We start from the raw sequence: 24173 nt of genomic DNA on the forward strand, positions 1-24173 counted from the left end.
GGTGCGAGGCTACCGAGCATCGAAAAATTGCCGTCATGGAGGCCCTTTGCGCGCCGATCCTGAGCCCACACATGAGGTTCTGGCGCCCTTGCCCTGCGCTGCAGACACGTCCCGGCCGCGCCGAGCGGCGGTGCCTGCGTGGAACTGCCGCTTCCCCCGCGGCATCGCCTGTGCGACGGCAGCGGTGACGCACAGCCAGAGGATACGGCCCCGAACCCGGTCATGTGGACCCGAGAGATCCCCTACATCGATCCCGTCGCGGCCGCCGCCCGGCTGCGGTCCCTGCCGGGGGTCGCCTTCCTCGACAGCGCCATGCGGCACGATCCGCTCGGCCGCCACTCGATCGTGGCCGCCGATCCGTTCGCGCGCTTCCGTTTTCGCGCGGGTCAGGCGACCCTGGATGGCGCGCCGGTGCCGGGCGGGCCCTTCACGGCCCTGCGCGCCTGCCTCGCGCCCTACCGGATCGCGCCCAGCCCCGACATCCCGTTTCCGGGCGGGGCGATCGGCTACTTCGCCTACGATCTCGGTGCGGCGCTGGAGCGGGTCGCGGCGCCGGCCCGGCGGGCGGGGCTCACCGACGACATCGCCTTGAACCTCTACGACACCGCCCTGGTGATCGACCACGCCGCCGGCACCGGCCGGCTCGTCGCCACCGGCTTCCCGGAAACCGAACCGGAGGCCCGGCGGACCCGCGCGGCGGCGCGGCTCGCCCGCTTCGCCGACCGGCTCGGCGCCGGGGCTCCGGTCGAGGCCGCGGCCGAACCGGCGGACCCGCTCGTGTGGCACTCGAACTTCGATCGCCAAAGCTATGAGATGGCAGTCGAAAAGGTTCGCGCCTACATCCGGGCCGGCGACATCTACCAAGCCAACATCGCCCAGCGCTTCACCGCCGACCTGCCGGCGGATTTCGACCCGTTCGCTCTCTACCGGCGCCTGCGCGCCACCAACCCGGCGACCTTCGGGGCCTACCTGGAATGGGACGGGCTGACGGTCGCCTCGTCCTCGCCCGAGCGGTTCATCCGCCTCGACGGACGGCGCGTGGAGACGCGCCCGATCAAGGGCACCGCCCGCCGCCTCGAGGACCCGGAGGCCGACCGGGCGGTGGCCGACGCGCTCCAGGCCGACGTCAAGGAGCGGGCCGAGAACGTCATGATCGTCGACCTGCTGCGCAACGACCTGTCGCGGGTCTGCCGACCGGGCAGCGTCGCCGTGCCGACGCTCTGCGGGCTGGAGACCTACGCCAACGTCCACCATCTGGTGTCGGTGGTGACCGGAGACCTCCGCGACGGGCTCGACGCCCTCGACCTTCTGGAAGGGACCTTTCCGGGCGGCTCGATCACGGGCGCCCCGAAAATCCGCGCCATGGACATCATCACGGAGATCGAGGGGGACGCGCGCGAACTCTATTGCGGCGCCATCGGCCGGATCGGCTTCGACGGGGCGATGGACACCTCGATCGCGATCCGCACCGTGTTCATGGACGACCGGCAGGCGGTCCTGCAGGCCGGGGGCGGGGTGACCCTGCTGTCGGAGCCGGGCCCGGAATACGACGAGACCCTGGCCAAGGCTGCCCGCGTGTTCGAGGCCTTCGCATGATCCTCGTCCTCGACAATTACGACTCGTTCGTCTTCAACGTGGTCCGCTACCTGGAGGAACTGGGCGAGACGGTCCGGGTCGTGCGCAACGACGCGCTGGACGTGCCCGGCATCCGGGCGCTGGCGCCGGAGGCCCTGGTGGTCTCGCCCGGCCCCTGCACCCCGGCAGAGGCCGGGATCTCGCTGCCGGCGATCCGCGACCTCTCCGGCACCGTGCCGATCCTCGGCGTCTGCCTCGGCCATCAGGCGATCGGCGCGGCCTTCGGCGGCACGGTCGCGCGGGCGCAGCGTCCCCTGCACGGGCAGGCGACGCCGATCGCCCATACCGGCGCGCGGCTGTTCTCCGGGCTGCCGGCCCCGATGCCGGTCGGGCGCTACCACTCGCTGGTGGTGAATCCCGGCCCCGACATGGACCGGCATCTCACCGTCGACGCCGTCTCGCGGGAGGGGGAGGTGATGGCGCTCTCGCACCGGACCCACCCGACCTACGGCATCCAGTTCCACCCGGAATCGGTCCTGACCGAGGGCGGCCACGCCCTGTTCGCCAATTTTCTGGACCTCGCCCGCGCGTGGCGGGAACGGCCGGAGGGACGCCGCGATGCTGTGGCGTGACGGGGCGCTCACGGCCGGGACCACGGCCCCCCTCGACCACACCGACCGCGGCCTGACGCTCGGCGACGGCCTGTTCGACACCGCGCTCGCGCTCGGCGGCCGCGTGGCCTTCGCGGACGCCCACATCGCCCGGCTGGTGGCCGCCGCGGCGATCCTCGGGATCCCGGCCGAGGCAGAGCGGATCCGCGCCGCCATGCGGGCGGTCGCCGTCCAGGGCGAGCGGCTCGCGCTCCGCACCACCCTCACCCGCGGCTCCGGCCCGCGGGGGTTGAGGCCCCCGGCGGATCCACGGCCGACGCTGTTCGTCACCGCGGCGCCGGGTGCGAAGTCCGCTGCCTTCACGCCCTTGCGCCTCTGGCCGACCGCCATCGCGCGCAACGACACGTCGCCCGCCGCCCGGCTGAAGACCCTGGGCTATCTCGACGCGGTGCTGGCCGCCCGGGAGGCCGCCGCCGCCGGCTTCGACGAGGCCCTGTTCCGCAACACGCGGGGCTGCGTCGCCTGCGCGGGCACCGGCAATCTCTTCGCCCTGTTCGGCGCAACCCTGGTCACGCCGCCACTCGACGACGGCGTGCTCGCCGGCATCGTGCGGGCGGAAATTCTGGATCTGGCCGCCGGATGTGGACTGCAGGCCGAGGAACGGTCGCTCGGCCTGCCGGCGTTCCTGGGCGCCGAGGCCGTGTTCCTGACCAACTCCCTGCGGCTCCTCGCCCCCGTGACCGCCATCGGCGACAGGGCCTTTCCGGGTGCCGCGCATCCGGCGGTCGCGAGCCTGATGCCGGCGCTGCGCGCCCGGGTGGCCCGCGCCTGCGGCGTGGCGGAGGAGGTGGTAGCGTGACCGACCAAGCCATCGAGACCGGCCGCCGCCGGTTGCGCTACGGGCTCGCGGCCATCTACCTGTTCATCGGCGTGGTCCACCTCGTGGCGACCGACGCGATGCTGCCGCTCATGCCCGACTGGGTGCCCGAGCCCCGCCTCGTCATCCAGGCCACCGGCCTATGCGAGCTCGCCGGCGCGATCGGCCTGCTGACGGGCCGGTTCCGCCGCGCCGCCGCGATCGGCCTTGCCCTCTACGCGGTCTGCGTCTACCCGGCGAACCTCAAGCACGCCTTCGAGCAGATCCACATCGACGGCATTCCGGATTCCTGGTGGTATCACGGGCCGCGGCTCGCCTTTCAGCCGGTCTTCGTCTGGGCGGCGCTCTGGGCCGGCGGGCTGATCGACTGGCCCTTCCGCCGTGCCGGAGGATCGGCCGGGGGGTCGACCCCCACGCCCTGACGGGATCCCGTGATCCAGGGATCACGGCGATCCAGGATCCTTCTAACCCAGGATCCGTCCAACCCGTGATCCCGCAGACCCTGGATCACGGGATCACAGGCCGCCGGCCCCACAGGCCGGCGCTCGAAAAAGTTCCTCACCAGGGCCGAGAGATCGGAAAAGATCGGTCGGATACGCCCGGCGGCACCGGCGTTCCCCGTCCGGATGCCGCACACCCGTCCGCGGCGTCCCTGAACGGAGACAGACCGCCATGGCCAAGCAGAAGACGCTGCACGACGCCTTCTACGAGACCCTGAAGGACGTCTACTACGCCGAGAAGCAATCCGTGAAAGCGCTCAAGAAGTCCGCCAAGGCGGCGGAGCACGCGGAGCTGCGCGAGGCGTTCGAGACCCATGCCGAAGAGAGCGCCCAGCAGGTCGAGCGCCTGACCCAGGTGTTCGAGATCATCGGCAAGCCCGCCCGGGCCAAGACCTGCGAGGCGATGCAGGGCATCGTCTCCGAGATGGAGGAGGATCTGGAGGAGTTCGAGGGAAGCCCGGCCGCCGACGCGGTGCTGGCCGCCTGCGCCCAGGCGGTGGAGCATTACGAGATCGCCCGCTACGGCACCCTGAAGACCTGGGCGAGCCAGCTCGGCTACGCGGAGGCCGCCACGCTCCTCGACGAGACCCTGCAGGAGGAGAAGAAGGCCGACGCACTCCTCTCCAAGATCGCCGAGGCGATCAACACGGACGGCACCCCCGAGGATGCCGAGCCGGCGAAGAAGGGCAAGAAGGCCGCCTGAGCGCCGAGCCCGGCGCCGTCATCGATGGCGCCGGGCTCGCTCGACAGACAGGACATGCATCGACGACGCACCGTGCCGACGATCGAGAATCGATCCCGCGTTCAAAAACATTATGTGCGGCAATCATCTGGAAAATCATCAATCTCGATTTTCAATTACAGGTCTTGCTTTCCTCGGCTGCGTATCGCGAAAACACCATCGATCGGGCGTGGAATCTTAATCGTTGAACACTGAATTACGGTATGATAAAGCGCCGCTTGCCGAATGAACAATCGGCACCGAACAGGACTGCGCGGCAGGTCGTGTGGTGACTGTTTCTGATGTGGCGTATTGCGGGCGAACATTTCGATGGCGATTTTATTTCGGATCAAAATTCTCACCAAAATCGTCATTCCTCTGCTGATCACGACCCTGGTCAGCGCCATCACCGCATATTCCGCGATCCGGACCCTGCATTCGGTCCAGGAACGCAGCAGCCTCATCGCTGATTATTTCACGGTCCGGCTGGCGGGATTGCAGAACGCCCGGATCAGCCTCGACGACGCCGCGGTGATGAACCGCAACCTTCTCATCGGCGAACCCAGGGCCGATCTTCCCACCTACAAGACCCGCTACGACGCGGCCGTCGAGGCCATGCTGGGCACCCTCGATCGCCTCATCGCCGCGTCGCGATCCGAGGAGGACCGGGCGAAGGTCGAGGCGATCCGCACGATCGTCGTTCCGCTGTTCGACATTGTCGCGCGCAGCAACGCGGCGGCCCTGGCGGGCGACCGGGAGGCGGCGCTACGGCTCGCGTTCCAGGAGGCGGGCGCGGGCCGCAAGGCGTTCCACGCGGCCATGCAGGACAGCCTCCGGCAGGTGGACCGGCAGATCGCCGACAGGAAGCAGGAGACGCAGCGCGACGTGGAGCGCGCGACGACGGTCCTGATTGTCACGGCCGTGGCGGGGCTGCTCGCGGCGCTGAGCGTCGCGGGCGGAATTGCCGTGTTCGGCATCACGCGCCCCCTCGACAGGCTCGTCGCCGCCCTCCAGCGCATGGCGGGCGGCGCGAGCGACGTCACGCTCCTGGAAGCGGAGCGCCGGGACGAGATCGGCGCGGTCGGCCGCGCCGTCGAGGACATCAGGGCCATGGTCGCCCGCAAGGCGGCCGAGGCGGTGGAGCGGCGGCACGCGGACGAGCTTGCCGCCGCCGCGGAGCGCAAGCGCTCCATGATGGACCTGGCCGACACTTTCGAGCAGACGGTCGCCGGCATCGTCGGTATGGTCTCGAACGCGGCCGCCACCCTGCAGGATACCGCCCGCCGGATGTCGGCCAGCGCCCAGGCAGCCGCCAGCCAGTCCACGGCCGTGGCGGCGGCGGCCGAGCAGGCCGCCGTCAACGTCAACACGGTGGCGGCGGCCACCGAGGAACTCGGCAGCTCCATCCAAGAGATCAGCCGGCAGGTGACGGGCTCGACCGACCTCGCCCGGCGGGCCGTCGGCGAGGCCGATCAGACCGCGGCGCTGGTCTCCGCCCTGAGCGAGGCGGCCACCCGGGTGGGCGACGTGGTGCAGTTGATCTCGAGCATCGCGGCCCAGACCAACCTGCTGGCGCTCAACGCCACGATCGAGGCGGCGCGCGCCGGCGAGGCCGGGCGAGGCTTCGCGGTGGTGGCCGCCGAGGTGAAGGACCTGGCGGGCCAGACCGCCAAGGCGACGGAGGAGATCGCCGGCCAGATGGCACAGATCCAGGGCGCGACGGGCGAGACGGTGGGGGCGATCGGTACGATCACCGGCCGCATCCGCGAGATCAACGCCGTCGCGGCGACGATCGCGGCGGCGGTGGAGCAGCAGGGGGCGGCGACGCAGGAGATCGTGCGCAACGTCGGCCAGGCCACGGCCGGGACGCAGCAGGTCACCGGCAACATCGCCGGCGTGGCCCAGGCCTCGGAGCAGACCGGCCAGGCGGCCGACCATGTGCTCACGGCGGCGACCGACCTGTCACGCCATGCCGGGCAGCTCTCGACCGAGGTCGACCGGTTCCTCAGCACCGTGCGGGCGGCCTGAGGGCCCGCGTGACTGGGAAAATCCTGGGTTTCCAGAGGGCTTGCCCTTTGGCGGGTGCTGAGGGCGGAGTGCTGGACCCGCGAACGGTCTCGCCCTTCTGAGACCACGATTCGATCCGTCCGCGCGGCTCAGTGCGGCTTCTCGATCGCGCTGAGGGGCGTCCAGTAGCAGCGCTCCTGCCCGGCCTGCGGGGCGAAGCACCCGTAGCTCATCGTCCGGGTTTCGAGCCGGACCGCCTCGCCGGGCTTCCAGTTCCGGCACTCGCCGCTCGCGAGGCTGCCCTGCAGGAGCTGTCCGAACCCCGACTCGTCGCCGGCCATGACCAGCTTGAACAGGCGGTCCGTGACCTCCTGCGAATGACAGCCGAACCGCCCCTGGACGATCGTCTCGGCTCGGGCGGACCGGGACAGGGCGGTCGCGGCCAGGGTCGCAGTCAGGAGAGCGAGGACGGGGAAGGTGACACGCATGGGCGGCAACATATCCGCCGGTTGAGGTCTGTCGAGCCCTCGGGAGGCGCCGCGCCCCGCGCAGGATCGTCGCGCCGGCCTATCCGGTCCGCTCGGCCTCGTCGCGCTTCACCGCCTGCCATGCGGCCTCCATGGCGGCCAGCTCCGAGCGGCCGAGCTCGCCCCCGGCCGCCGTCAGATGCGCCGCCATCGCGGCGAAGCGGCGCTCGAACTTGGCGGTGCCGTCGCGAAGCGCTGCCTCCGGGTCGATCCCGGCATGCCGGGCGAGGTTGGCCACCGAGAACAGCAGGTCGCCGATCTCGTCCGCCACGGCCCGCCGGTCGCCCGCCGCCAGGGCCTCGGCGACCTCGTCGGTCTCCTCGCGGACCTTGTCGATCACCTGGGCGGCGTTGTCCCAGTCGAAGCCGTAGCCCGCCGCCCGCCGGGAGATCTTTTCCGCCCGGGCCAGCGCCGGCAGCGCGCGGGCGACCCCGCCGAGCGGATCCGGTCCGGATTCCGCGTCACCGCGCGCCGCCCGCTCCTGTGCCTTGATCGCCGTCCATTGCGCCTCGACCTGCGCCGGGTCGCGCTGGGGCGAACCCTCCGGCAGGAGCGCCCCGTCCGGCGCGAAGACGTGCGGATGGCGGCGGACCAGCTTGTCGCCGATGGCGCGGGCGACATCGTCGAACGCGAAGGCCCCCTGCTCCTCGGCCATGCGGGCGTGGAACACCACCTGCAGCAGCAGGTCGCCGAGTTCGTCGCGCAGGTCGTCGCGGTCGCCCCGGGCCACCGCGTCGGCGACCTCGTAGGCCTCCTCGATCGTGTAGGGCACGATGGTGGCGGAGGTCTGCGCCACGTCCCAGGCGCAGCCGCGGACGGGGTCGCGCAGCGCCGCCATCAGGCGCAGGAGCCGGCCCAGTTCCGTCTCCGCCGACGCTTCCCCGGCCGATGGTCCGCCCGCCCGGCCCGACTCGTGTGTCTCGCTCATGCCGGTAGCCTTATACCAAGTTGCGCTGATCCCGACCCGGGGTCGGGATCAGCGCCCCCGGCGGACGACCGCCGCCGCGCCGTCGCGCGGACGAACCCCGATGAGGCAGGCTCATCACGGTTCGGTCCTGAAGCCGTTCCCGACCGCGCCGCAACACGGTCCACGGCACAAATCGGGACGCCTCGGGGGCCGGCCGTGCGACGCGGAGCGGGGGTTGGCCGACGCAGCTCCGTTCCGGGGCCGCGGTTGGCCGCCGGGTTTCAGCGCAACGCCGGCGGCCCGAGTCGCGAAGCCGGCTCAGGCGTTCTTGCGCGGCCGGTGGTTCGGGTCGATGCCGCCGTCGAGCTTCGTCTCGTTGTCGACGTCACCCTCGAAGGTCGAATCCGCCTGCAGATCCGCTGGATCGGCGCCGCTCATGCCCTTCGAGGTGCCGATGCCGGGATTGCCCTTGAGGTCGGCATCCGTGGGCGTCTCGGTCTTGGGGTGCTTGCCTGACATGCTGGCTCCTGTCGGGTTCCGGAGCGGGGCCAACGCGTCGGAGCCGATGCGGTCTCCCGGATCCCGTGCGGCGGTTCGCCTCCCGGGTACGGCGCATGGCCGTCCGGGCGCTCAGCCGATCTCCGCCGCCGCGATCCGGCGCACGCCCGCCGCCTCCATGCGCGCCCAGGCCTGCGCGAGCGACCCGTCGACGTCGATCCCGCGCACCGCATCCGCCACCACGACGGTGTCGAACCCCGCCGCGCGGGCGTCGAGCGCGCTCCAGGCGACGCAGAAGTCCGTGGCGAGGCCGCACAGGACGAGGCGGGTGATGCCGCGCTCCCGGAGCGCCCCGGCGAGCCCGGTGCGGGTGGCCCGGTCGGCCTCCAGGAAGGCCGAGTAGCTGTCGACCCTGGGATCCAGCCCCTTGCGGATCACGAGGGACGCCCGGTCGGTGGCGAGCCCCGGCGCGAAACCCGCGCCGGGACTGCCCTGGACGCAGTGCCGGGGCCACAGCACCTGCGCGCCGTAGGGGAGCGCGACCGTCTCGAAGGGCGCCCGCCCGACATGATTGTCCGCGAAGGAGACGTGATCGGCCGGGTGCCAGTCCTGCGTCAGGGCCACGGTCCGGAATTTTTGCTGGAGCGCGTTGATCGGCCCGACCACGGCGTCGCCCTGCGGGACGGGCAGCGCCCCGCAGGTCAGGAAATCGACCTGCACGTCGATGACGAGGAGCAGGTCCGAGGCGGCAGGTGTCACGGCCAGGACGTCATGGGGAGGACGTCATGGGGAGGACGTCATAACAGCATCACGGCAGCATCACGGTCGAGCCGGTGGTCTCCCGGCCGGCCAGGTCGCGGTGCACGGCTTGCGCCTCGGCCAGCGGATAGGTGGCATTGACCGCAATCTTCACCGCGCCCTCGCCGACCACCTTGAACAGGCGGGCGGCCGCCTCCTCCAGGGTCGCGCGGTTCGCCGAGAAGGTCGCGAGCGTCGGGCGGGTCACGTAGAGCGAGCCGCGCGGCGCCAGCAGCCCGAGGTCGAGCCCGGTGATCGGCCCGGAGGCCGAGCCGAAGCTCGCGAGCAGGCCCAGCGGCGCGAGGCTGTCGAGGGAGCCCATCAGAGTCGCCTGCCCGACGCCGTCATAGACCACCGGCACGCCCTTGCCGCCGGTGATCTCGCGCACGCGCTTGGCGACGTCCTCCTCGCGGTAGAGGATGACGTGGTCGCAGCCGTTCTGCCGGGCGAGGTCCGCCTTCTCCGGGCTGCCGGCGGTGCCGATCACCGTGGCGCCGAGGTGCTTGGCCCATTGGCAGGCGATCAGGCCGACGCCGCCGGCGGCCGCCTGCCACAGGATCGTGTCGCCGGGCTTCACCGCGTAGGTCCGGTGCAGCAGGTACTCGACGGTGAGGCCCTTGAGCATCATGGCGGCGGCGGTTTTTTCGTCGACGCCGTCGGGAATCGGCACGGCCGCAGCGGCCGGGACCACCGGCTCCTCGGCGTAGCAGCCGTCCGCCACCGAGCCGTAGGCGACCCGGTCGCCGGGCTTGAACTGGCTGACGCCCTCGCCCACCGCCGTGACGGTGCCGGCGCCCTCCTTGCCGGGGGTGAAGGGCATGTGCGGCGACTTGTAGGCGCCGGTGCGGAAATAGATGTCGATGAAGTTGACGCCGATGGCCGCCTGTTTGACGCGGATCTGCCCAGGGCCGGGCTCGGCCAGGGGCACGTCCTCGAAGCGCATCACCTCGGGGCCGCCGTACTCGTAGACCCGGATCGCCTTCGGCATCGTCGTGCTCCCGTTCGCCGCCCCGTCCGGGCGTTGGCCACCGAGATAACGGAGCGACGGCCGGAGGCAATTTCTTTTTCCTTTTGACGCTCGCGCTCCGGGTGCGGCCGGGTCCCGATCCTGGATCCGGGGCGTCCGGCCGCCTATCTTGGCGCCGACACCCGCCCGTTCCTCCGACCGGAAGTCGAAGAAAATGTCCGGCACCACCCGCACGAGCGCCGATCTCGATCCGCGCCGCCGCCGCCTCCTCTACCGTGCCTGGCACCGGGGCATCCGCGAGATGGACCTGATCATGGGCCGCTTCGCCGATGCCGAGATCGGCGACCTGTCGGAGGCGGAGCTCGACCAGTTCGAGGCGCTGATCGAAGTGCCGGACCGCGACCTGTTCAAGTGGCTCACCGGCGAGGCGGAGACGCCCTCGAACTACGACACGACGGTCTGGCAGCGCGTGCGCGCGTTCCACCGGCACGACGCACCGATCCATTCCTGAGAGCGAACATCCACGATGGACGAACCGAAGCCCAACTACGACCACCCGGCCCGGTCGATCGCCACCGAGCTGGTGGTGCGCATCCTGCTGGAGATGATGGAGCGCTCCGATCCGGCGCTGCGCGGCGAGATCCTGCGGCAGGCCACCGCCCGCGCCGACACGATGACCCGGGATATGCCCAACGCGGATTTCTTCCGCGGCCGGGTCGAGGCGGCGCTGGCGGAGATCGTCGGTCCGGACGCGTGATGGGCGTGGGCCGGCGCAGCGCGCCGTCGGCCCTACTCCGCGGCCAGCACCGGATCGGCCGCCCCGCCCCCGAACTGGGCCGCGTGCAGGCGGCCGTAGGCCCCCCCGGCGGCGAGCAGAGCCGCGTGGCGGCCCTGTTCGACCACGCCGCCCGGCCCCAGCACCACGATGCGGTCGGCATCGCGGATGGTGGCGAGGCGGTGGGCGATCACCAGGGTCGTGCGCCCGCGGGCAAGGTCCGCGAGCGCACGCTGGATCTCCCGCTCGGTCTGCGTGTCGAGCGCCGAGGTCGCCTCGTCGAGGATCAGGATCGGCGGGTTCTTCAGGAAGACCCGCGCGATCGCGATGCGCTGCTTCTGCCCGCCCGACAGGCGCACCCCGCGCTCGCCCACCACGGTGTCGAGCCCGTCGGCCAAGCCGTCGATCAGCTCGCCGAGCCGGGCGCGCCGTGCGGCCACGTCGATCTCGGCCTCGGTGGCGTCAAGGCGGCCGTAGGCGATGTTCTCGCGGATCGTGCCGGCGAACAGAAACACGTCCTGCTGCACGATGCCGATCCGGCGTCGCAGCGATCCGAGGGTGATGGCGCGGATGTCGATCCCGTCGATGGTGATCCGGCCGGCTTCCACCTCGTAGAAGCGCGGCAGCAGGGCGCAGAGCGTGGTCTTGCCGACCCCCGAGGGGCCCACGAACGCCACGGTCTCGCCCGCCGCCACCGCGAGGTCGAGGCCCGTGAAGACCGGGCGGCCCGGGCCGTAACCGAAGCCCACCCCCTCGAACCGGATGTCGCCGCGCAGGGATTCCACCGCGCGGGCGTCCGGCCGGTCGGTGATGTCGGGCTCGGTGGCGAGCAGCGCCTGATAGCGGCGGAAGCCCGCGACGCCCTTCGGATAAGTCTCGACCACGGCGCCGATCTTCTCCAGCGGCCGGTAGAACACGCCGACCAGCAGCAGGAAGCCGACGAAGCCGCCGGGCGTCAGGTCGCCCCGGACCACGTAGGCGGCGCCGCCGAGCAGCACCGCGATCTGGACGAGGCGCAGGCCGAGATAGTTAATCGACAGCCCCGCCGCCATCAGCCGGTAGGCCTCGAGCTTGGTGTCCCGGTAGCGGGCGTTGTCGCGGGCGAACAGGGCGCGCTCGTGCGGCTCGTTGGCGAAGGCCTGGACGACCCGCATGCCGCCGACATTCTCCTCGATCCGGGCGTTGAAGGCGCCGACCCGGCCGTACTGCGCCTGCCAGTTGCGGGTCATGCGGCCGCCGTAGCGGATCGACACGAAGGCGATCACCGGCAGGATCGCCCCGGTGATCAGCGCCAGCGGCGCGTGGACCATCAGCATCAGCGCGAAGGCGCCAAAGAGCGTCATGATGGCGATGAACAGGTCCTCGGGCCCGTGATGGGCGACCTCGCCGATCTCCTCCAGGTCCTTGGTCACCCGGGCGACGAGGTGGCCGGTCTTCTGGCCGTCGTAGAAGCGGAACGAGAGCTTCTGCAGATGGTCGAAGGCCCGTTCCCGCATCGTGGTCTCGATGTTGATGCCGAGCACGTGGCCCCAGTAGGTGACCACCACCATCAGCCCGGCATTGGCGACGTAGATCAGCGCCAGCCCGGCGGCGGCGAGCAGGATCAGGCCCCAATCCTGCCGGGGCAGCAGGGAATCGATGAAGCCCTTCACGGCCACGGGGAAGCCGAGCTCCAGCAGGCCGGACAGCACCGCGCAGCCGAAATCGACCAGGAACAGGGTCCGGTACGGCCGGTAATAGGCGAGGAAGGCCTTCAGCATCGCGGCTCGGATCGGCGTTGGGCGGCGCAGTCGACCGGGCAGAGCGCGCCGCAGGACGGCACCCCCGGCAGGCGGTGGCGCAGGCAGCAGACCCGCCGCCGGCAGCCCGACGCCCCCGGGCAGAGCGCCTGCGCCAGCGGGCTCTTAGAACAGGCGGGGCCGGCGCGCCATCCGAGGCAGGACGCGACGTCGTCACACGCTGCCGTCTCTCCGTCTCCGAGTTCCCGCGCGACGTAGTCGAGGATCACCGCGGCGTTGCCCCAGAGGATCCGCGGGGCGATGCCGCAGCGGGCGTGGCACAGCTCCACGAAGGGCCGCAGATGGGCCTCCACCAGCCCGGCGAGGCCGGGGGCTTGGCAGGATCCGCATCCGGCCGCGGGCAGGCGGAAGCGGCAGGGCCGTCCGGCCCCGTCGCGTTCGAGGCTCATCGCGTCAAAGGCGAGCGGAAGCGGGCGGCCGAGGCGGATCAGGGCGGTGAGCGCGGGCGTGGCGAGCGCCGCGAAGTAGAACTGGCTCCAGTACGAGACCAGGATGCGCCGGTCGCAAGGGATGCAGCCCGCCTCGGGGCCGAGGCCGGCTGCAAAGGCCGAGAGGGTGGCGTCGAACACGAGCGGGTCGCGCAGCGCCCGGAGCGGCGTCGCCCCCGGGCCGCCGGGCCCGTCGGCGACGCCGTGCCGGTAGGCAGCGAGGGATTCAGGGACCTCGGAGGCGACCTGCGCGGCGATCATCGCGGACCCGTCCGGTCAGCCCGCAGGGTCCGGCCCACTGCGACGGCGAGCCAGGCCACCGCGGCGGCGTAGGGCAAGAGGGCGGCGGCGAAGTAGCCCGGCCAGCCGATCCAGCCGGCGAGCGCCGGGGCGGCGACCCGCAGGGGCATCGCGGCGAAGAACGCCGCCCCGAACAGCAGCGCGTAGTCGGTGGCGGGCCTCGGTCCCTGTGCCCACCGATAGATCATGTTGAACACCGGCACCCCGAGGAACCCGCCGGCGACGAAGTTCAGCACCGTGGCGGCGATGGCGAGATCCGACATCCGGCCCGCGCAGGCTCCGGCCATCACCGCCCCGGAGGCGAGGACGCCGGCCGCCCCGAAGGCGATCAGCCGGACCGTGCCGAACCGGGCGGCGAGCCCGCCCGCCGCCAGCGCCATGACGAGGTTGACCGCCGGCAGGACGGTGCCGGTCAGGAAGCCGACCTGCCCGAGGGGCACGCCGAGATCGAGCAGCGCCAGGGTGTTGGGGCCGGAGAGCAGGTAGGCGGCTGCGAAGTAGGCCCCGAGCACCAGCACCCGCCCGCCGAGGACGCGCAGGCGCGCGAGCGAGCTCGACCAAAGCTCCGGCCGGCCCCCGGCCCCGCGGCGGCGCGCCTCCGGATAGACCAGGATCGGCAGGAGGCAGAGCGCGTCCAGCGCCGCGCAGGCCAGCACCGCCCCGTGCCAGCCGAGCCGGTCGTAGGCGCCGACCAAAACTCCGACGCCCAGGATGCCGCCGAGCGAGGCCCCGCACAGCTTGGCCGAAGCCACGAAGGCGCGCCGGTCCGCCGGCACGGTCTCGACCACCAGGGCTTCGAGGGCGATGTCCATGGTTGCAACGCCGGTGCAGGCCGCCACCGCCAGGGCGAGGAGCGTCGGGAGCGGCCAGTGCTCCCCGAGGCTGAGGAGGACGAGCAGGAGCACCGTCGCTCCTTGCGCGGCCGCGATCCAGCCGATCCGGTGGGCCAGCACCGGCAGGTGCAGGCGATCGAGGAGCGGCGCCCAGAGGAATGTGAGCCCGACCGGCAGGTTGATGAGCTGCAGCAGCCCGACCTCGGCGAGGTCCACCCCCCGTGCCCGCAGGATCAGCGGCGCCCCGCCCGACAGGAAGCCGAGGGTCGCCCCGAAGGTCACGTACAGGCAGAAGAACGGCGCCAGCGGGCGCAGGCCCGCCAGGGTGTCGGTGACCCGGTCGCCGAGGGCGTGTCCTGCCGCCATGGGGCTACGCCCGGGATCCGGCGCCGGGATGACCGGCCATCCGGGGGCTGCAGTTTATAATCACACTAATCTATTGGTGCGCCTCGGTTTTTCTGACTATAGGGGTTGATGCCGGGGATCAAGCCGCGGGTTATGAGCCGCTTGGCGGCACGTTCTTGTGCGGGATCCCGGATCGCATTCCGCTGGCGCGCCATGCACCCGGGAGAGGGTCGGCGCTTCATCCTGCACCACCCCTGTCCGGGAGCCGGCACACACAGTGCCGCGCAAGCGGCTTCTCTTTAGCCGAGGCTGGTTGGGGACGAAGACCCCGGCGTTAACCATCCATCAACCATAGTTCGGGCAGATTTTCCCATCGCGGGCCAGCCTGGAGGGACGATCCATGACGCGACGCCGGGACTTCGACGCGCTGAGCGAGGCGCAGATCGCCGCGGGCCGCACGCGGAAGCGCTGGGTCGCCCCGAAGGCCGCGTTCCGGCCCGCCGGCCCGCTCGGGGTGTCCGACCTCCTCGACACGATCCAGCACGTCGCCGAGGCCGCCACGGGCGAGCGCAGCTTCCTGCACCTGCGCCCCGAAAAGACCGGCACGCGGGGACGCTGAGAGCCGGCGTCAGGCCTCGGTCCCGGCCACGTCCCGGACCGTCCGCTTCGCCTGCCGCCACGTCCGCCAGGGTTCGAGGTTCGAGAGCGCCATCCGGCGCGCGCCGAGCCAGCCGAGCCAGAGCGCCATGATGATGAAGGGTGCGGCGACGATCAGCGCCGCCGGCGCCTCGGAGCCCAGAGGCAGGGCCAGCAGCTTCACCACCCCGTCGAGGCCGAGGAAGAAGGTCACGATCAGGAGGATCGGGATCGTCCCGACGATGGCGACCAGCGAGACGATCGCCCGGATGTTGCCGTCGACCTCGCTCCGCGCCAGCGTCAGCAGCGCCTCAACATGGGCGCTGCCCTCGCGCAGGGCCGCGATCAGCAGAGCCAAGGTCCCCTCAGGGTGTCGTCCGTCAGGGGTTCTTCCGTCGGGGGTTTGGCGCATGGTGCCGGATCTTCCTGGGAGAGCCGCGGGCCAACGGACCCGCCGGCCGAAGCGTTCCGCCCCTCCTTACAGGAGCAGCAGCACGGCCCCGAGCACGAGCAGCGTCATGAGGCCCGCCAGGATGACGGCCCGGTTGACCCCTGTCCCGTCATCCGGATCCGCCCGCGGTGGCGGTGCTGGCTGCGATTCGGAGGCTGTCGGGGCGGATACCGCATCCGCGCCCTCCCCCGCCCGGATCGGCGGGATGGGGCCGGGATCCCGCGGCGGCAGGGTCAGGGCGGTCATGAGCGGCGTGTCGGCGGGTGGCCCGAAGGCCTCGGGCTCGACGCTGATGCCCGCGGCCTCGAGTTCCAGCATCACAAGGACGAGGTCGTCGACCTCCATGCGCTCCACCGGCAGCGCGGCCCGCAGGTCCTCCGCCGAGAGTTCACCCCGGTCCCGTCCGCGGGCGATGAGGCGTTCGAGGGTCCCGCGATCGATGCTTTCGGACATGTCCGGTCTCCCCGCCCGGCTGGCCCGGCGGCAACGCGCGCGCGGGCGGGTGGTTACCGGATCTCAGCGGCCGAGGGCGGCCAACGCGTCGCCCGGCCCCAACCCGGCCGAGCCCTGCGGGCGCTGGAGCATCGGCCGCTCCACCAGATACCAACTCAGGATCCCGAGGGGCAGCGCGGCCGCGAGCGCCAGGGCCGCCACCGTCCAGGGGGAGATCCCCGGCACCCGGGCGATCAGCAGGTTCTGGATCGGCCACGCGTAGAGATAGAGCCCGTAGGAGGGATCGACCTGCGCGGTGGCGCGGCTGAGCGCCAGGGGCCGGACCGCGAAGGCGAACCAGAAGATCAGGTAGCCGCCGAGCAGCGCGAAGGCCGGCTCGGCGAGCGGCGGGCTGAACAGCAGCGGCAGGAGCAGCAGCACGGCACAGGCCGCGCCCCGGCCGGTATAGGCGATCCGGTCGGCGAAGAGCTGGAAGGCACCGCCGCAGGCGAACACGAAGCTGAGCCGGATCATCTCCGACAGGGAACCGAGCCCGTCGCCCGGATGCCCGATCGGCAGGGTGAGCCAACGCAGGACGAGCAGCCCGCTCAGGCCCGCCAGCAGGGCGAGGTAGCGGCCCCGCCGCCTTAGCGCCCGGGCGGTGCCGACGAGGCCGAGCAGCAGGTAGCAGCCGAACTCGCAGGGGATCGTCCACATCGACCCGTCGAGCAGCGGATAGGGCAGGTCCGCGAAGGCGCCCGGGACCACCGGCATGAGCAGCAGCGCCAGCCGGGCCAGGGTCTCAGGGAGCGAGACCGCCGCGAGGTCGCCCCCGGCCAGGGGCGCGACGACCGCGATGCACAGGAGCGAGGCCACCACGAAGCCCGGGTAGATCCGCCGCACCCGCCGCATCAGGTAGTCGGCGAAAGAGCGCTTGGCCCGGTAGCTCGCGGTGATCAGGTAGCCGCTCACGAGGAAGAAGCCGTCGACCGCCACCTCCCCGAACGACAGGGTGCCGAACACCCGGGTGAGCAGCTCGCGCGACCGGTCCCCGTCCACCAGTTCGGGGGCGTGGGCGAGGATCACCAGCGCCGCGAACAGCAGGCGCAGCGTCCCGAAATTGTTCGCCCGCGCGTCCGTCCGGGCGCCCGCCGCCTTCACCCTGCCCGCCCCCCTCGCCTGCCACCCGCCTAGGAGCCGGAAAACCCCGTGATCATACAAGGGCGAAGCGGCAACACCGGGGCGGGATCTGCGGCCACGCTTCCGGGCTGGACGGATGAAGCGGTCGCAAGCCAAACGGTACGCGACAGCACCCTGTGGCAGAATGACCGGGTGGATCCCATCCAGCCCCCTCATCCTGAGGTGCCCGCGAAGCGGGCCTCGAAGGAGGGCTCCAGGGATCGCGGTGGCCGCTGGAGGGCTCCTTCGAAGCCTTCGCTGCGCTCCGGCACCTCAGGATGAGGGGGTGGGTGGGATCTCTGTCGTATCGAGCGGCGTATGGTCTGAGGTTGTGCGGTCAAACAGGCCCCTCAGACGAAGGCCACGATCTGGGCGGCGACGCCGAGGAACTTCATGCTCTGGTTCTCATCGATGGTGATGAGTCCCATGGTCGAGTCGAGCAGGAACGAGATCTCCGCCGCGAGCTGGCCGTTGTAGTCGCGCAAGGACGCGACGTCCTTGCCGATCAGCTTGAGCTGGGCCACCGTCTCCGGGCCTGCCCAGTGCCGCTCGTTGTTGATGACGAAAGGGATGATCGTCGCCACGGTGACAGCGGATTCGCGCAGGTTCGACACCAGGGCGTTGCGCCGGCCGAGCCGCTGCACGATCCCCTTCAGATCGCGAAAGCTCGTCCGCCGCCGCCCGGACCCCCGGCGGAAGTCGAGGCGGGGGGGATTCGCCGTCGGCGAAGATCTCGGTGGTGAGGGCGTTGAAGTCCTGCTCGACCATGCGGAGCGTGCTGGCGAGCTGCCCCACGATGGTGTCGAGCAGGTCGACCAGCATGTCGGCCGCATTGTCGACCCGGGGCAGGCCGCTGCGGCGGCGCGGCTCGGCATAGGTGCGGAAGGCGTGGAAGTCGCCCTGGCGCATGCTGATCAGCCGCGTCCGGTCGGCGATCAGGCCGACCGGCAGGTTGACCGGCACGTCCGCCTCAAAGGAGGGCAGCCAGCAGATCAGGTTGACCGCATCCCCCTCCACGAAGATGCGGCTCGATTCCTCGATCTCGTGCAGCTCGTCCGGGCTGAACAGCGCGACCCCGAGCGTCTCGGAGACCAGCGCACATTCCTCCGGCGTGGCGGCCAGGAGATCGACCCAGAGGGACTGGGCGAGGCGTTGCCGTCGCTCCTCCGCGGGGAATCGGTCGAGCGGGTGCAGGTGCGTCTCGCCGCGGGCGAAGGTCAGGATCACGGCGCGTCGGTCCTCAGGTAGCAGCGAGAGTTCGGGACCCGCCGGATGCGTCAGCGGAGGAGGTTGAGGACGCCCGCAGTCCCGGCCCGGCGCTGCAGCGGGCGCAGTGCATTGCCGAGGGCGCCGAGGGCGGAGACGTTGTTGAAGAACACCGAGTGCCAGAGGTTGAACCCGGCCAGAAACACGCCGGCCACGCAGATCCCGTTGGCGCCGCGGATCAGGGTCCAGCTCTGGCCGACATTGGTGTGCAGCTCCCGGGCGATGCCGAACAGGTCGCTCATCCGCCGCCGGTTGCCCTCCAGGAACACCACCTGCGCCGTGTCGGTGGCGATGCCGGCGGCGCCGCTCAGCGAGACCGAGACGTCCGCCTGACGGAACGCGAGGGCGTCGTTGATGCCGTCGCCCACGAAGCAGACGCAGCGCCCCTCCCGCTGCCGTCCGAGAGGCCGCGCCGGACCGCGCTGCCGTCCGGCAGCAGGTCGTGCACGTAGGTCGCGGCGAAGACCGTGCCGATATCCGGTTCCGTCGAGGATGATCGACGACTCGGCATGACATGCGCAAGGCCGTCATCGCGAGCCCAGCGAAGCAATCCAGTGTCGCGCCCACCCCGAACGATGTCGCGCTGCCCTGGGTCGCTACGCTTCGCTCGCGATGACGGGTTGGATCGGACGGATCGAGCGCCCGATACCGTGAATGGGCTGGGGCCGCCCTTCGGAAACCCCAGCCTGCGCGAACGCCGGCTCAGGCCAGCTCGGCCGAGCGCTTCGCCTGCCGGACGACCTCCTCGGGCGTCGGCGGGTTGGCCGGATGGTAGGACAGGCAGAGCGGCGTGCGCAGCTTGGCCGGGCGGCCCGAGCCCTCGGTGGCGAAGTAGAACTCCCCCGCCCCCAGCTTGCCGATATCGGCGGCGCTGCCCCCGCTCGCCGCCAGGATCTCCTGGGCGGCCGCGATGGTGGCGGGCGCGCTCTGCCGGCCGAAGAACTGCGTGGTGCAGTTCGAGACCACCTGATTGTGGATGCCGCGGGGCACCTGCGTCGCCACGATCATCCCGAGCCCGTACTTGCGGCCCTGCGCCACCAGCTTGATGCCGCTGCCGAGGCTCGGCGAGGCCCCCTGCGCCGGCAGGAAGGTCTGCGCCTCGTCGACCACGTAGAGCATCCCGCGGGGCTGCGGGTTCTTCTTGATCCAGCCGAACAGCGCCATCTGGAGCCGGTTCACGAAATCGAGCCGCGCCGCCTCCGAGGCGAGGCCCGACAGGTTGATCACTGAGACGCGGGTGCGCGCCGGGTCGCGCCCGAAGAACAGGTGGCGCGGATCGAGCACCGTGCCCTCGACCTTGAGGAGCGGGTTCGTGGCGATCGCGGCGCGGAGCTGGTCGGCCATGCCGGCCGCGTGCTTGGCTGCGTTGCCGATCTCGCTGATCCCATCGGGCAGATCGGCCAACAGGGTGATGAAGGCGCTGAGTTTCCCGCCGCCGTGTTCCGAAAAATGCTGGAGCGCCCCCGCGAGCACGCCGCGCAGGAGATTGGTCTTGGCGCCGGCCAGCGGCCCGAGGGTCTCGGCCGCCATCTCGATCGCCTGCTGGCGCTCGTCGCGATCCTCCCCCAGCTCCCCGAAGTCGGGCAGGACCGAGAGGAACAGCGGGTTGCCGGCATGGACGCCCGGCGTCCAGACCACGACCTCGACCCGCTCGGCGTAGAGCGCCGCCTTGCGCACATCCTCCGGGGAGAAGCCCTTCGGCTGCTCCGGCCACGGGTCGCCGAGCCGCGCGAGGTCGTTGTTGGGGTCGATCACGATGGCCGGCAGCCCCGCGAGCGCCGCCTCCTCCACGAGGCGGCGCAGCAGCACGGTCTTGCCCGACCCCGAGCCCGCGATGATCGCGGTGTGCCGGGGCAGTAGCCGCAGCGGCAGGCTCACCGCGGGGGCCTCGGGGGTGAGACGATGGCCGACCGGGATCGCGTCCGGCGCGGGCTCCGGGTCGGGGGCGGCCTTCCCGACCTTCTGATCCGGCGCGTCCGCGGCGGCGGGACGCCCGGCGGCGGCCTTGGCAGGGGCCTTCGCGGCTTCCTTCGGGGCCTCCTCCGGGGCGGTGGCGCGGTCCGCCGGCCCTTCGGCTCGCGAAGGGACCTCCGATGCGGCGGGGATTGCCCGACCGCCCTCCCCGCTCCCCTTGCCGCCGCCCACACCATGGGCAAGGCCCGCCGCCCGGAAGAAGGCCGTCTCGGCCAGCGGCTGCTCGGCGCGGATCCAGCGCTCGAACCGGTCGGAGATGCCCTCGTCCTGCGCCCAGGCGCGCAGGTCGCGCAGGCCGGCGAACACCCGCAGATCGTCGTCCGAGGGGTCGAGCGCCCGGCCGCCGGCCGCGTTGAAGGCCTCGACGAGCTGCTTCGTCTTGGCCCCGCCCGGCACGGGCCCGCGGCGGACGAGCAGCAATTCCCGGTCGGGGATGCGCGTCGAGATGCCGGAGGCCGTCAGCGCCGCCCGCAGGCGCGCCTGGAACGCGATGGCGTTCTGGTGCTGGAGCGCCCGGTAGCAGACGTGCCGCTCCCGGTCGTTCTGGTCGTGGTGGATGAAGATCAGACGGCCGTGGAGCGGCGGGATTTTTTGCTCCGGCTCGCCCTTGCTGGCGACGTCGAGGGAATCGTCGGGGTCGTCCTCCAGGGCGTAGAGGTCGAAGACATCGCGCAGGAGCTGGCCGAGCCAAGCGTCCTCGTCGCTGCGGATGCCTGCAATGTCGGCCTGCGCGGAGGCGGCGGCGAGATCGAACTCGGTGCCGTCCTCCACGGGCCGCGGCGGCGAAGGCGGCGCGCCGAGGTCGTCGCAGACGGTGACCACCGCCTCCGCGAGGCAGCGGCGGCGGACGGCGTCGCAGCGCATCAGCAGCGTGCGCGGCATCATGTTGGCGGCTGCCGCCGCCGCGATGGCGCGCTCGCCGAACGGCCAAGTCGGGAACGGGGCCTCGAACCCTGCTTCCGCGTAGGCCGGGGCCAGTCGGCTGGCCACCAGGGCGGCTGCGGCGGACCGCTCGTTCATGCCAAGCAGCACCGTCGGCTCCGCGAAGCGACCCAGCATCGGCGCGAGGCTGCGCGCTGCAAGACGCTCCCAGGACTCCTGGAGGCAGGTCACCACCGTCATGCTGCGGTCGCAGACGATGTTGACCTCGAGCAGGCCCGCGGCCAGCACCTCGGCGAGGCCGGCCTCCGCCTCGAGCCCGTCCTGGGCGGCCAGCCGGCTGCTCTCGATGATCCCGTCGATCTGGTCGACCGCGACGATCGTCGGCCCGCTGAGCGCCATGATCCAGCACATGCCGCGCACGAGCTCGACCGGGGCCGGCGGCGGCGTCTTGAACCCCAGGGCGGCCCGCTCGGTCGGGTCGGCGTCGTAGCCCTGCAGCCAGGCATGAGCGAGGCCGACCACGCCGAAATCCTGCGAGCGCAGCAGGCAGAGCGCCCGGAACACGTCGAGGTGCTTGAGCGCGCGGCCGGCATCGACCCGCATCAGCGCCGTGACCAGGACGTCGACGATCCGGCGGGCATCGATGTTCGGGGTGTTGAACGCCGCCTCGACCTGCGCTTCGACGCCGAATCGGCGGGCGACGCCGGCCAGCACCGCATCCGATTGCCGCCGCCCGTCCGGCATCGTCTGCAGCAGGGCGGTGACGAAGCTCAGGGCGGCGCTGCGCCAGAAATCCGTCAGCCCGAGGACGTCGAGGGGCACGAACCACGCCCCCGTGCGCCACGCCTCCTGCCGGATCTGCCCGACAAGATGCGTCTTGCCGACGCCGGACGGGCCGACGAAGACGCGGCCGAGGGCGCGGTCGGCGGGCTTGCGGGCCTTGGCGTGGAGATCGACGACGAGGTCCGGGACGAGCCGCTCGTTCGGGCTGCCGGTGGGCGGGGTGTCGATCCAGATGCTGTCGAGGGTGCGCACCCAGTCGAAATCGACCCGGCGCAGGGCGTCGAGGGCATCGGTCATGATTGGATCCAGAGGACGTGGAAGGGCTCGCCCGCGGGGCTGAACGCCGCCTCGCGCTCGCCATCGTCGAGCGACCGGGGGTCGCTGAACTGGCTCAGCCGCGCGGTCCTGTCGCCGCCGAGGATCGCCGCGAGGCCCGCATCGACCGTCGCGCGGTCGAGGTCGGCGAGTTCGGTGCGCAGCGCACTCAGGCGCACGGGCCGGGCCCGCTCCCCGCCGGTCAGCGCCAGATAGGCCGCCTCGATCCGGGCGCGAAGTTTTTCGGGACTGTGGGGTTTCTTGGGTGGCGCCGTTTTTCCGGGGCGGGCTGGCGTCCGGGAACCGGGGGGCTTGTCGGCGACGCCTGCCGTCGTGAGCTTGGTCGACGTCTTTGCGCTGGTCGCCGTCGTGCCCTTCGCCGCCGTCGTGCCCTTCGCCGTCGTGGGACCCTGGGACGCCTTGTTGCGCGTCCGCGGCGCCTCGGGGAGCGGCTCGTCGGCAACGGGGCCGACGAAATCGGCGAGGGGGCGGCCGCGCGCCGCGAGGTCGGTTCCGATACGCCCCAGCCAGTCCTGCAACGCCCGGAAGGCTGGCGGCAGGGGCGCGTCCAGATGGCCCCCCGCCCAGTTCCAGCCCTTGTCGGTGACGGTCAGCCGCAGCGCGCGCGCCTGCTTCTCGACCGTGAGATAGCCACCCGCGACCAGGGCCTTCCGATCCGCCGGCTTGACCCCCGGCACGAGCGTGCCCTGCAGGGCGGTTCCGCCCCGGCCGAGGAGGCACCAGAGAATCAAGGCCTGCTGCGGCGTCGGCGTGTCACGCATCGGCTAACCCCCCTCCTGCGCGCCGGAGGCGGACCACGGCGCGGATCTTCTCGATGGCGAGCGGAAGGTCGGCCGCCACCTGATCGTTGGTCAAGCGCAGAACCAGGTAGCCCGCGGTCAGCAGCTCGAAATCCCGGTGACGATCGGCGCCGAATTTGGGCTCGGCCCGGTGCTCGGGGCCGTCGAGTTCGACGACCACGCGGAGCGTCGGGCACAGCAGATCGACCCGCGGCCGTGCCCCCCAGGCGCCGACCGGGACCGGGGCGTTGCAGACGAACAGGCCCGCGAGGTCCGGATCTTGCCCCAAAGCCGCCGCCACCCGCCGCTCGATAGCGCTCGCCGGGATGCCGCCGGGGGGCGGGATGAAGCGTTCCGCAGCCGGCCGAACCTCCTCGGCGAGGCCGAGGGCGCCGTAGAGGATCCGGTCGTAGGGGGGCGTCTCGGGCGGTTCGGCGGCGAGCGCCGCCACCACCGCGGCCCCGTGCCGGGCGCACCATTCCAGCGCCTCGATGGCCGGCCGGGCGCGGTCGGGCGAGGCCGGATCGATCGCCCAGATCAGGACGAGGCCGGCGGGCTCGATCGCCTGCGCGAGGCGCAGCAGTTCGAGGTCGCGCGCCATCCGGCGGAAGCGCGGCGTCAGGCCGAGTCGGGCGCGCTTCGCCGCCGCCTTCAGCCAGGGGTCGGAACTGAGCGGGGTCACGGAGGCATCGCGGCCGTACCAGTGCGGCCAGCGCGCGCGGGCGAGGTCGGCCAGATCGTCGAGGAGCCGGTCGATGAGTGCCGTGCTGGATCGGTCCGCACCCGCCACGAGCAGCGCACTGCGGTCCGTGCCCTCGGCCACGAGGGTGCCGATGGTCGTGCGGCCGGCCCCCAGGACGACGAGGCGCTCGCCGGGCCCGAGGGCGGCGATGCGCTGGGCCAGGTCGTCTGCCGTGATCTGCGGCCGCGCCGCGATGCCGAGCTGAGTGGACACGAGCAAACCGAGACCGCACTGCCGGCGCCTCG

General features: G+C 71.8%; 25 protein-coding genes and 1 pseudogene. 9 read left to right on the forward strand and 17 right to left on the reverse strand.

Annotated elements, in window-relative coordinates:
- The first annotated feature begins 222 nt into the window (after window positions 1-222).
- The 6 genes from pabB to MKK75_RS26425 all read left to right on the forward strand — a co-directional run bounded on the left by pabB (window position 223) and on the right by MKK75_RS26425 (window position 6312).
- Complete coding sequence (pabB, locus tag MKK75_RS26400) at window positions 223-1596, forward strand: aminodeoxychorismate synthase component I (RefSeq protein WP_244045449.1); 1374 nt, start codon at window positions 223-225, stop codon at window positions 1594-1596.
- Window positions 1593-2207, forward strand: a complete 615-nt coding sequence (locus MKK75_RS26405) for an anthranilate synthase component II (protein WP_244045450.1) — start codon at window positions 1593-1595, stop codon at window positions 2205-2207. Before pabB ends, MKK75_RS26405 begins: the two co-directional genes overlap by 4 nt.
- On the forward strand, window positions 2194-3045 hold the full coding sequence (locus MKK75_RS26410) for an aminotransferase class IV (RefSeq protein ID WP_244045451.1): 852 nt from the start codon (window positions 2194-2196) through the stop codon (window positions 3043-3045). Before MKK75_RS26405 ends, MKK75_RS26410 begins: the two co-directional genes overlap by 14 nt.
- Entirely contained in the window at window positions 3042-3485 is a 444-nt protein-coding gene (locus MKK75_RS26415) for a DoxX family protein (protein WP_244045452.1), read from the forward strand. The genes MKK75_RS26410 and MKK75_RS26415 overlap by 4 nt, the downstream gene beginning before the upstream one ends.
- Before the next feature lie 250 nt (window positions 3486-3735).
- Window positions 3736-4266 (forward strand): ferritin-like domain-containing protein, encoded by a 531-nt coding sequence (locus MKK75_RS26420; RefSeq protein ID WP_244045453.1) that lies wholly within the window; start codon window positions 3736-3738, stop codon window positions 4264-4266.
- Window positions 4267-4614: 348 nt separating this feature from the next.
- Entirely contained in the window at window positions 4615-6312 is a 1698-nt protein-coding gene (locus tag MKK75_RS26425; protein WP_244045454.1) for a methyl-accepting chemotaxis protein, read from the forward strand.
- Window positions 6313-6440: 128 nt separating this feature from the next.
- On the opposite strand, the gene MKK75_RS26430 is transcribed toward MKK75_RS26425, so the two are convergent.
- From MKK75_RS26430 to MKK75_RS26450, 5 genes are all read right to left on the reverse strand, one after another.
- Window positions 6441-6779: a hypothetical protein gene (locus MKK75_RS26430; RefSeq protein WP_244045455.1), complete on the reverse strand. Its 339-nt coding sequence runs from the start codon at window positions 6777-6779 to the stop codon at window positions 6441-6443.
- Between the two features lie 79 nt (window positions 6780-6858).
- Complete coding sequence (gene mazG, locus MKK75_RS26435) at window positions 6859-7746, reverse strand: nucleoside triphosphate pyrophosphohydrolase (protein ID WP_244045456.1); 888 nt, start codon at window positions 7744-7746, stop codon at window positions 6859-6861.
- A gap of 297 nt (window positions 7747-8043) precedes the next feature.
- Window positions 8044-8244, reverse strand: coding sequence for a hypothetical protein (locus MKK75_RS26440; protein ID WP_243970991.1), 201 nt, complete (start codon window positions 8242-8244; stop codon window positions 8044-8046).
- Between the two features lie 111 nt (window positions 8245-8355).
- Complete coding sequence (pncA, locus tag MKK75_RS26445) at window positions 8356-8982, reverse strand: bifunctional nicotinamidase/pyrazinamidase (RefSeq protein WP_244045457.1); 627 nt, start codon at window positions 8980-8982, stop codon at window positions 8356-8358.
- 49 nt (window positions 8983-9031) lie between these two features.
- Entirely contained in the window at window positions 9032-10009 is a 978-nt protein-coding gene (locus MKK75_RS26450; protein WP_244045458.1) for a quinone oxidoreductase family protein, read from the reverse strand.
- A gap of 193 nt (window positions 10010-10202) precedes the next feature.
- Between MKK75_RS26450 and MKK75_RS26455 the strand changes: the two genes are divergently transcribed.
- Window positions 10203-10499: a succinate dehydrogenase assembly factor 2 gene (locus MKK75_RS26455; protein WP_244045459.1), complete on the forward strand. Its 297-nt coding sequence runs from the start codon at window positions 10203-10205 to the stop codon at window positions 10497-10499.
- Window positions 10500-10514: 15 nt separating this feature from the next.
- On the forward strand, window positions 10515-10745 hold the full coding sequence (locus MKK75_RS26460) for a hypothetical protein (RefSeq protein ID WP_244045460.1): 231 nt from the start codon (window positions 10515-10517) through the stop codon (window positions 10743-10745).
- A gap of 32 nt (window positions 10746-10777) precedes the next feature.
- Here MKK75_RS26460 and MKK75_RS26465 read toward each other — a convergent pair whose 3' ends face one another.
- Genes MKK75_RS26465 through MKK75_RS26475 form a run of 3 tightly spaced genes read right to left on the reverse strand, consistent with a single transcriptional unit; the run spans window position 10778 to window position 14489 of the window.
- Complete coding sequence (locus MKK75_RS26465; RefSeq protein WP_244045461.1) at window positions 10778-12523, reverse strand: ABC transporter ATP-binding protein; 1746 nt, start codon at window positions 12521-12523, stop codon at window positions 10778-10780.
- Window positions 12517-13251, reverse strand: coding sequence for a siderophore-iron reductase FhuF (gene fhuF, locus MKK75_RS26470; RefSeq protein WP_244045462.1), 735 nt, complete (start codon window positions 13249-13251; stop codon window positions 12517-12519). Before fhuF ends, MKK75_RS26465 begins: the two co-directional genes overlap by 7 nt.
- Complete coding sequence (locus MKK75_RS26475) at window positions 13248-14489, reverse strand: MFS transporter (protein ID WP_244045463.1); 1242 nt, start codon at window positions 14487-14489, stop codon at window positions 13248-13250. The genes fhuF and MKK75_RS26475 overlap by 4 nt, the downstream gene beginning before the upstream one ends.
- 379 nt (window positions 14490-14868) lie before the next feature.
- Between MKK75_RS26475 and MKK75_RS26480 the strand changes: the two genes are divergently transcribed.
- Window positions 14869-15087: a hypothetical protein gene (locus tag MKK75_RS26480; RefSeq protein WP_244045464.1), complete on the forward strand. Its 219-nt coding sequence runs from the start codon at window positions 14869-14871 to the stop codon at window positions 15085-15087.
- Window positions 15088-15096: 9 nt separating this feature from the next.
- On the opposite strand, the gene MKK75_RS26485 is transcribed toward MKK75_RS26480, so the two are convergent.
- The 9 genes and pseudogenes from MKK75_RS26485 to MKK75_RS26525 all read right to left on the reverse strand — a co-directional run bounded on the left by MKK75_RS26485 (window position 15097) and on the right by MKK75_RS26525 (window position 24141).
- Window positions 15097-15462, reverse strand: coding sequence for a phage holin family protein (locus MKK75_RS26485; protein ID WP_244045465.1), 366 nt, complete (start codon window positions 15460-15462; stop codon window positions 15097-15099).
- Between the two features lie 120 nt (window positions 15463-15582).
- The gene (locus tag MKK75_RS26490; RefSeq protein ID WP_244045466.1) at window positions 15583-16008 is read right to left on the reverse strand and encodes an RNA polymerase sigma factor region1.1 domain-containing protein; all 426 of its coding nucleotides are present in this window, start codon (window positions 16006-16008) and stop codon (window positions 15583-15585) included.
- A gap of 63 nt (window positions 16009-16071) precedes the next feature.
- The gene (locus MKK75_RS26495; RefSeq protein ID WP_244045467.1) at window positions 16072-17148 is read right to left on the reverse strand and encodes an acyltransferase family protein; all 1077 of its coding nucleotides are present in this window, start codon (window positions 17146-17148) and stop codon (window positions 16072-16074) included.
- A 368-nt stretch (window positions 17149-17516) separates the two neighbouring features.
- On the reverse strand, window positions 17517-17750 hold the full coding sequence (locus MKK75_RS26500) for a hypothetical protein (RefSeq protein ID WP_244045468.1): 234 nt from the start codon (window positions 17748-17750) through the stop codon (window positions 17517-17519).
- A 199-nt stretch (window positions 17751-17949) separates the two neighbouring features.
- A pseudogene (locus MKK75_RS36455) lies at window positions 17950-18393 on the reverse strand (Mg2+ and Co2+ transporter-like protein); the annotation flags it as partial.
- 50 nt (window positions 18394-18443) lie between these two features.
- Window positions 18444-18800, reverse strand: coding sequence for a hypothetical protein (locus MKK75_RS26510; RefSeq protein WP_244045470.1), 357 nt, complete (start codon window positions 18798-18800; stop codon window positions 18444-18446).
- A 334-nt stretch (window positions 18801-19134) separates the two neighbouring features.
- Complete coding sequence (locus MKK75_RS26515; RefSeq protein WP_244045471.1) at window positions 19135-22368, reverse strand: ATP-binding protein; 3234 nt, start codon at window positions 22366-22368, stop codon at window positions 19135-19137.
- The gene (locus MKK75_RS26520; RefSeq protein WP_244045472.1) at window positions 22365-23168 is read right to left on the reverse strand and encodes a hypothetical protein; all 804 of its coding nucleotides are present in this window, start codon (window positions 23166-23168) and stop codon (window positions 22365-22367) included. Before MKK75_RS26520 ends, MKK75_RS26515 begins: the two co-directional genes overlap by 4 nt.
- Window positions 23161-24141, reverse strand: coding sequence for an endonuclease domain-containing protein (locus MKK75_RS26525; RefSeq protein WP_244045473.1), 981 nt, complete (start codon window positions 24139-24141; stop codon window positions 23161-23163). The genes MKK75_RS26520 and MKK75_RS26525 overlap by 8 nt, the downstream gene beginning before the upstream one ends.
- Window positions 24142-24173: the final 32 nt, after the last annotated feature.

The organism is Methylobacterium sp. J-030, assembly GCF_022829545.1.
Lineage (GTDB): Bacteria > Pseudomonadota > Alphaproteobacteria > Rhizobiales > Beijerinckiaceae > Methylobacterium.

Excerpts from the sequence above, each read along its gene's own strand:
- pabB (WP_244045449.1), top strand. The coding sequence starts at position 223 with ATGTGGACCCGAGAGATCCCCTACATCGATCCCGTCGCGGCCGCCGCC.
- MKK75_RS26405 (WP_244045450.1), top strand. The coding sequence starts at position 1,593 with ATGATCCTCGTCCTCGACAATTACGACTCGTTCGTCTTCAACGTGGTC.
- MKK75_RS26410 (WP_244045451.1), top strand. The coding sequence starts at position 2,194 with ATGCTGTGGCGTGACGGGGCGCTCACGGCCGGGACCACGGCCCCCCTC.
- MKK75_RS26420 (WP_244045453.1), top strand. The coding sequence starts at position 3,736 with ATGGCCAAGCAGAAGACGCTGCACGACGCCTTCTACGAGACCCTGAAG.
- MKK75_RS26425 (WP_244045454.1), top strand. The coding sequence starts at position 4,615 with ATGGCGATTTTATTTCGGATCAAAATTCTCACCAAAATCGTCATTCCT.
- MKK75_RS26430 (WP_244045455.1), bottom strand. The coding sequence starts at position 6,779 with ATGCGTGTCACCTTCCCCGTCCTCGCTCTCCTGACTGCGACCCTGGCC.
- mazG (WP_244045456.1), bottom strand. The coding sequence starts at position 7,746 with ATGAGCGAGACACACGAGTCGGGCCGGGCGGGCGGACCATCGGCCGGG.
- MKK75_RS26440 (WP_243970991.1), bottom strand. The coding sequence starts at position 8,244 with ATGTCAGGCAAGCACCCCAAGACCGAGACGCCCACGGATGCCGACCTC.
- MKK75_RS26450 (WP_244045458.1), bottom strand. The coding sequence starts at position 10,009 with ATGCCGAAGGCGATCCGGGTCTACGAGTACGGCGGCCCCGAGGTGATG.
- MKK75_RS26455 (WP_244045459.1), top strand. The coding sequence starts at position 10,203 with ATGTCCGGCACCACCCGCACGAGCGCCGATCTCGATCCGCGCCGCCGC.
- MKK75_RS26460 (WP_244045460.1), top strand. The coding sequence starts at position 10,515 with ATGGACGAACCGAAGCCCAACTACGACCACCCGGCCCGGTCGATCGCC.
- MKK75_RS26465 (WP_244045461.1), bottom strand. The coding sequence starts at position 12,523 with ATGCTGAAGGCCTTCCTCGCCTATTACCGGCCGTACCGGACCCTGTTC.
- fhuF (WP_244045462.1), bottom strand. The coding sequence starts at position 13,251 with ATGATCGCCGCGCAGGTCGCCTCCGAGGTCCCTGAATCCCTCGCTGCC.
- MKK75_RS26475 (WP_244045463.1), bottom strand. The coding sequence starts at position 14,489 with ATGGCGGCAGGACACGCCCTCGGCGACCGGGTCACCGACACCCTGGCG.
- MKK75_RS26480 (WP_244045464.1), top strand. The coding sequence starts at position 14,869 with ATGACGCGACGCCGGGACTTCGACGCGCTGAGCGAGGCGCAGATCGCC.
- MKK75_RS26490 (WP_244045466.1), bottom strand. The coding sequence starts at position 16,008 with ATGTCCGAAAGCATCGATCGCGGGACCCTCGAACGCCTCATCGCCCGC.
- MKK75_RS26515 (WP_244045471.1), bottom strand. The coding sequence starts at position 22,368 with ATGACCGATGCCCTCGACGCCCTGCGCCGGGTCGATTTCGACTGGGTG.
- MKK75_RS26520 (WP_244045472.1), bottom strand. The coding sequence starts at position 23,168 with ATGCGTGACACGCCGACGCCGCAGCAGGCCTTGATTCTCTGGTGCCTC.